This is a genomic window from Serratia sp. Ser99 (assembly GCF_024519545.1).
Lineage (GTDB): Bacteria > Pseudomonadota > Gammaproteobacteria > Enterobacterales > Enterobacteriaceae > Serratia > Serratia liquefaciens.
Genome location: NZ_JALJRT010000024.1, coordinates 1 through 5,404 on the forward strand (window position 1 = coordinate 1; position 5,404 = coordinate 5,404).

Consider the following 5,404-nt stretch of genomic DNA (forward strand, 5'->3'; position numbering starts at 1 on the left):
CGATGGTAGTGTGGGGTCTCCCCATGCGAGAGTAGGACACTGCCAGGCATCAAATAAGCCAAGAGGCCATCCGCAAGGATGGCCTTTTTGCTGTGTGCGAAAGAAAAAGGCGCAGCCAGGCAGGGTCTTGCTAGCCGATAATCTGCACTTTCCTACGAGTAAATTCCTGCCAGTTATATTCGCGATTATAAATATGGTTAATGTTTAAAAAACATAACTGTTTTCAGATGAATGTAAATCAGCCCTAATTGGATTGGTTTGGCTCTCAACAATAAGCGCACCCACCAAGAAAAACTTTTATTAATCATCTTAACCATTATCTCTAATGTATTACCTAATTAATTTATATAGAAATTACCTTATAAAACAATTAGAAATATTTCATCTATGGATGATCTCCAGATAAAAGCAATATCAATGAAAACAAATATTAGTCTGACGTACTGAATCGAGTAGACTAGGTGGAGGTTCATTTCCGTATAGGTATTTATCGTTATGTCTACTGAAGGCGCGTCATTAAAAAACCACAATACCTTTGCGCTCCCGGTCAACGCAGCGCATCTGGTCATTGCCAACACTATCGAATTAATGATCAAGGTTTGGCAGAAAACGCAGAAGCGCCAAGAGCCGCTGCTGGTACTCGGTGAAGGAAGTAACGTCCTGTTTCTTGAAGACTTTGCCGGTACGGTCATGATCAATCAATTGAAAGGCATTGATATTAGAGAAGAAAAGGATGCCTGGTTCCTCCACGTCAGCTCAGGTGAAAATTGGCATGGCCTGGTTTGTCGGACCCTGGATATCAGCATTCCTGGCCTGGAAAATTTGGCTCTGATCCCTGGCCTGGTCGGTTCTGCCCCCATTCAGAATATCGGCGCCTATGGCATCGAGCTCAAAAGCGTATGTGACTACGTTGATCTATTGGATCTGAGTACGGGAGCTATCGATCGCATTTCAGCGTCAGATTGTGGGTTTGGCTACCGTGAAAGCATTTTCAAACATCATTTTCAGAAGGGGCACATCATTGTTGGCGTAGGCTTGCGCCTGAACAAACAATGGAACCCGATGCTTAATTATGGCGAGCTGGCAAAACTGGATCCGCAAACGGTGACCCCACGTCAGGTCTTTGATTCAGTGTGCGCCATGCGTCGCAGTAAGCTGCCGGATCCTAAGGTGATGGGTAATGCCGGTAGTTTCTTCAAAAATCCGTTGGTCAGTAGTGAAAAGGCCGCTGCGCTGATGCTCGAATATCCTGGTATGCCGCATTACCCACAGCAGGATGGTCAGGTGAAGCTGGCAGCTGGCTGGTTGATCGATCAGTGTGAGCTGAAAGGTTATCGTATTGGCGGTGCGGCGGTACATAGTCAACAGGCGCTTGTTCTGGTTAATGTGGATAGTGCCACCAGTCAAAACGTGGTCGCCTTGGCTCGCCATGTGCGTAATACCGTAGCGAAAAAGTTTGATGTCTGGTTAGAGCCAGAAGTACGCTTTATCGGTAAGGATGGCGAGTTGAATGCCGTAGAGGTTCTGTCATGAAGGATACCAAAGTTCCCCTCAAGCTGATTGCAATACTGGCCGATGGTGGTTTCCATTCAGGCGAGCACCTTGGTGAATTACTGGGGATGAGCCGCGCAGCCATTAACAAGCATATACAGACCATCCGTGAGTGGGGCCTGGACGTGTTTACCGTACCCGGAAAAGGCTACAGTCTGCCTGCTCCAATCCAATTGCTGGATGCCGAACGTATTCTCAGCCAATTGGCAGATAAGCGTGTCACCGTGCTGCCGGTCGTGGATTCTACCAACCAATACCTATTGGAGCGTATTGCTGAGCTGCAGTCGGGTGATGCCTGTGTCGCTGAGTATCAGCAAGCCGGACGTGGTCGACGTGGACGTCAATGGATATCTCCATTTGGCGCCAATCTCTATCTTTCAATGTTTTGGCGCCTCGAGCAGGGGCCTGCCGCCGCAATGGGTCTGAGCCTGGTGATTGGTATAGTGATGGCCGAAGTGTTGCAAGGCCTCGGCGCGCAGGATGTCAGAGTCAAATGGCCGAATGATTTATATCTTAACGATCGTAAGTTGGCTGGGATCTTGGTCGAATTGACAGGGAAAACCGGTGATGCGGCACAGCTGGTCATCGGTGCAGGTATCAATTTGGCGATGCGTGAAACTAATGCCAATGCCATTAATCAAGGCTGGATAAACCTGCAGGAAGCGGGGATTAATATCGATCGCAATGAGCTGGCCGCGACCTTGCTTAATGAGCTACGCCAATCGCTGCGTCAGTTTGAGATTGAGGGTTTGACTCCCTTTATTTCACGCTGGCATGCGTTGGATAACTTTATTGACCGGCCTGTTAAGCTATTAATCGGTGAGCAGCAAATATTCGGGACTGCTCGCGGTATCGATCAGCAAGGGGCATTATTGCTTGAGCAAAATGGTGTTATTAAGCCATTCATTGGCGGGGAAATATCGCTACGTAGTGCAGAGTAAATTATTATTAATAAGGGGCTCTTAGGCCCCTTGTCGCTAATGAAATTACTTTCTCAAACGAACGCTCTCGACTGCATGATTAGCGCTCTTGGTCATAATCAGGCTCGCACGTTCGCGTGTTGGAAGGATATTTTCCTGTAAATTCAATCCATTGATTTCATTCCACAGCTGAGTGGCTATATTAACAGCCTCAGGTTCTGGCAGCTTGGAATAGTTATGGAAATAAGAATCAGGATTAGAAAACGCTCCCTGACGGAATTTAAGGAACCGGTTAATGTACCAGGACTGTAACAGTTCTTCCGGTGCGTCGACATATATAGAGAAATCAACAAAGTCAGAAACAAATACGCGATGCGGATCATGAGGATAGTCCATACCGCTTTGTAAAACGTTGAGCCCTTCCAAAATAAGAATATCCGGCTGCTCGATGACTTTATTTCCTTCAGGAACAACATCATAAATCAAGTGGGAATATACCGGAGCAGTGACGCGTTTGGCGCCGGATTTCACTTCAGAAACGAACTTGACCAGGCTGTGCATATCGTAAGACTGCGGGAAACCTTTTTTCTTCATCAGCCCGCGTTCGTTCAACACTTTATTGGGATGCAGGAAACCATCAGTGGTGATCAGCTCAACGCTACGGTGTTCCGGCCAACTGCTAAGCAATGCCTGTAATAAACGTGCGGTGGTACTTTTGCCTACGGCAACGCTACCGGCGATGCCGATAACGTAGGGGATTTTTTGTCCATCGGTTCCGAGAAATTGCTCGAGTACGGCCTGACGGCGCAGGTTGGAACTGATATAGAAGTTCAACAACCGCGACAGCGGCAGATAAATCTGAGCCACCTCTTCCAAAGAGAGATCTTCGTTAATCCCTTTCAGTTTAACAATCTCTTCTTCTGACAGTGTCAGCGGCACCGAATCTCGCAACGCAGCCCACTGGGTACGATCGAACTGAAGATAGGGCGTCGCTAAAGATTGATCTCTTTTTATCATAAGCCAAATTCTGCCTGTTAACGCAGGTTGGGAAAGGCGCCGGACGCCAACTCCAGATAATAAACAAGCTGCATATTATAGACAGCTTCGTTTTTGGCGTAGACTTTTTTCGCAAAAGTTATCGATTGGCGGCAGTTTATGTCAATTGTGAGAAGCGGCGCGCAGTTGATGGCAGAGGCGTTGCAAAGCGGTATCGCTAGGAAATGATACCGCTTTCATGCTAGCTGGCGATGGCAGGGGAGGTTTGGTTAACCGCGAACAGGCGCTTGTAGTAAATGACCGTCGGGTGATAGTAGCCATCGGGTGTGGCGGCATAGTCGGGTAACTCTCCGAGGCAGCGATAGCCCAATGAGCGATACAGCGCCTCTGCAGCGGAACCTGCCTGCGTGTCGAGATAAAGCAGGCCGCGCTGTTGCTGAAGTGCTGACTGTTCCAATGCTTTCATCAGGGCTTGTCCGACACCGTTACGACGTGCCCGGCTGTGGACTAATAGTTTTTGTACTTCAGCCCTGTTGCGTCCATTCGGTTTCTGGCACAGCTCCAGTTGTACTGTGCCAATGACGTCGCGCTCGTCTCTGGCAATCCACAACAACAGCTCTCCTTTGGCCAAGGCAGGCCTCAGGCTGTGGAAGTAACTCTCGGCGTCTTCATGCGGGATCAGTGTGTCGTAGCCCACTGAGGCCCCATGCGTTACCGCATCGGTCAACAGGCGAGCCAGTTCATTTCGGTAAATGGGCAGCGTGGCGGCATTAATCAGGACAATTTTCATCGGTCATTCCTCCTGGGTGAGGGGGTAATGAAGACAAGCAATAATTGCGCCAGAGCGGTGGTGGGTGCTGTGGCAGCGAAAGCGGTGAGAAATAATGATAGTTGATGTCATTACGTGGGGCACTCATCCCTTTTTTGGTGCATCGATATCACTCACAGTTTCCTGTTTTGGGTTTACGGATTTGAGATAACGGGCACGGGGAAAGAAAGGGTCAATACTTGCAAAAAGTGGATTAAATTGTAGAGAATGATGCCTGCAGTTGATGAATCTTTGCACGCTACGCGCAGTAAATTGCAAGACACCGTGCAAAATTGGGTGATTTGTGAGCGAAAGTGCAACTAACGCAATTTTTTTGTTGCATAGGTCGTCCGGTCTACCTAGAATGCGCTGCACTTGATGCCGGCTTAGCTCAGTTGGTAGAGCAACTGACTTGTAATCAGTAGGTCACCAGTTCGATTCCGGTAGCCGGCACCAATCAAGTCACAGTAGTTAAAATCTGGTGGGGTTCCCGAGCGGCCAAAGGGAGCAGACTGTAAATCTGCCGTCACAGACTTCGAAGGTTCGAATCCTTCCCCCACCACCATATCTTGCCTTAGGCAGTTAACTGGCCAGCGATAATCTCGCAACGGTTGACTTGCAGAAGGAGAAGGCGAAAGCCTTCGCAAGGTTCGAGTTGTACAGCGCATAGCGCAAACAACTCGAAGGGTGAGAGTTAAGCGATAAACAATCCTTCTCCTCCCTTAAAATTCTACAGAAAAGTCAGGTAGCCGAGTTCCAGGATGCGGGCATCGTATAATGGCTATTACCTCAGCCTTCCAAGCTGATGATGTGGGTTCGATTCCCACTGCCCGCTCCAAGATGTGCTGATATAGCTCAGTTGGTAGAGCGCACCCTTGGTAAGGGTGAGGTCGGCAGTTCGAATCTGCCTATCAGCACCACTTCTTATTATCTCGCCCCCTGATTTTCTTTCTGTTCTGGATTCAACAAGCAAATGCTTGGTTGATGTGGTGATACCACCGATTTATCCGTGTCTTAGAGGGACAATCGATGTCTAAAGAAAAGTTTGAACGTTCAAAACCGCACGTTAACGTCGGTACTATCGGCCACGTTGACCACGGTAAAACTACCCTGACTGCAGCAATCACCA

At 48.4% G+C, this 5,404-nt stretch carries 5 protein-coding genes, 4 tRNA genes and 1 other RNA gene; 8 read left to right on the top strand and 2 right to left on the bottom strand.

Annotated elements, in window-relative coordinates; translation table 11 throughout:
* Window positions 1-495 precede the first annotated feature (495 nt).
* The gene (murB, locus tag NR114_RS24085; RefSeq protein WP_128865730.1) at window positions 496-1,533 is read left to right on the top strand and encodes a UDP-N-acetylmuramate dehydrogenase; all 1,038 of its coding nucleotides are present in this window, start codon (window positions 496-498) and stop codon (window positions 1,531-1,533) included.
* A complete protein-coding gene (gene birA, locus NR114_RS24090; protein WP_046374700.1) occupies window positions 1,530-2,492 on the top strand; it encodes a bifunctional biotin--[acetyl-CoA-carboxylase] ligase/biotin operon repressor BirA in 963 nt (320 codons plus the stop codon). Before murB ends, birA begins: the two co-directional genes overlap by 4 nt.
* Window positions 2,493-2,537: 45 nt before the next feature.
* Here birA and coaA read toward each other — a convergent pair whose 3' ends face one another.
* Window positions 2,538-3,488, bottom strand: coding sequence for a type I pantothenate kinase (gene coaA, locus NR114_RS24095; protein WP_020828749.1), 951 nt, complete (start codon window positions 3,486-3,488; stop codon window positions 2,538-2,540).
* Window positions 3,489-3,708: 220 nt separating this feature from the next.
* A complete protein-coding gene (locus NR114_RS24100) occupies window positions 3,709-4,257 on the bottom strand; it encodes a GNAT family N-acetyltransferase (RefSeq protein ID WP_234531056.1) in 549 nt (182 codons plus the stop codon).
* Window positions 4,258-4,655: 398 nt separating this feature from the next.
* On the opposite strand from NR114_RS24100, the gene NR114_RS24105 reads away from it, so the two are divergent.
* The 6 genes from NR114_RS24105 to NR114_RS24130 all read left to right on the top strand — a co-directional run.
* Window positions 4,656-4,731: transfer RNA gene (locus NR114_RS24105), tRNA-Thr, on the top strand.
* A gap of 24 nt (window positions 4,732-4,755) precedes the next feature.
* Window positions 4,756-4,840, top strand: a tRNA-Tyr gene (locus tag NR114_RS24110).
* 46 nt (window positions 4,841-4,886) lie between these two features.
* A non-coding RNA gene (locus NR114_RS24115) (RtT sRNA) lies at window positions 4,887-5,001 on the top strand.
* 37 nt (window positions 5,002-5,038) lie between these two features.
* A tRNA-Gly gene (locus tag NR114_RS24120) sits at window positions 5,039-5,113 on the top strand.
* A gap of 6 nt (window positions 5,114-5,119) precedes the next feature.
* Window positions 5,120-5,195: transfer RNA gene (locus tag NR114_RS24125), tRNA-Thr, on the top strand.
* Window positions 5,196-5,304: 109 nt separating this feature from the next.
* A partial coding sequence (locus tag NR114_RS24130) for a GTP-binding protein (RefSeq protein ID WP_234369306.1) occupies window positions 5,305-5,404 on the top strand: 100 nt, incomplete at its 3' end.

Excerpts from the sequence above, each read along its gene's own strand:
- murB (WP_128865730.1), top strand. The coding sequence starts at position 496 with ATGTCTACTGAAGGCGCGTCATTAAAAAACCACAATACCTTTGCGCTC.
- birA (WP_046374700.1), top strand. The coding sequence starts at position 1,530 with ATGAAGGATACCAAAGTTCCCCTCAAGCTGATTGCAATACTGGCCGAT.
- coaA (WP_020828749.1), bottom strand. The coding sequence starts at position 3,488 with ATGATAAAAAGAGATCAATCTTTAGCGACGCCCTATCTTCAGTTCGAT.
- NR114_RS24100 (WP_234531056.1), bottom strand. The coding sequence starts at position 4,257 with ATGAAAATTGTCCTGATTAATGCCGCCACGCTGCCCATTTACCGAAAT.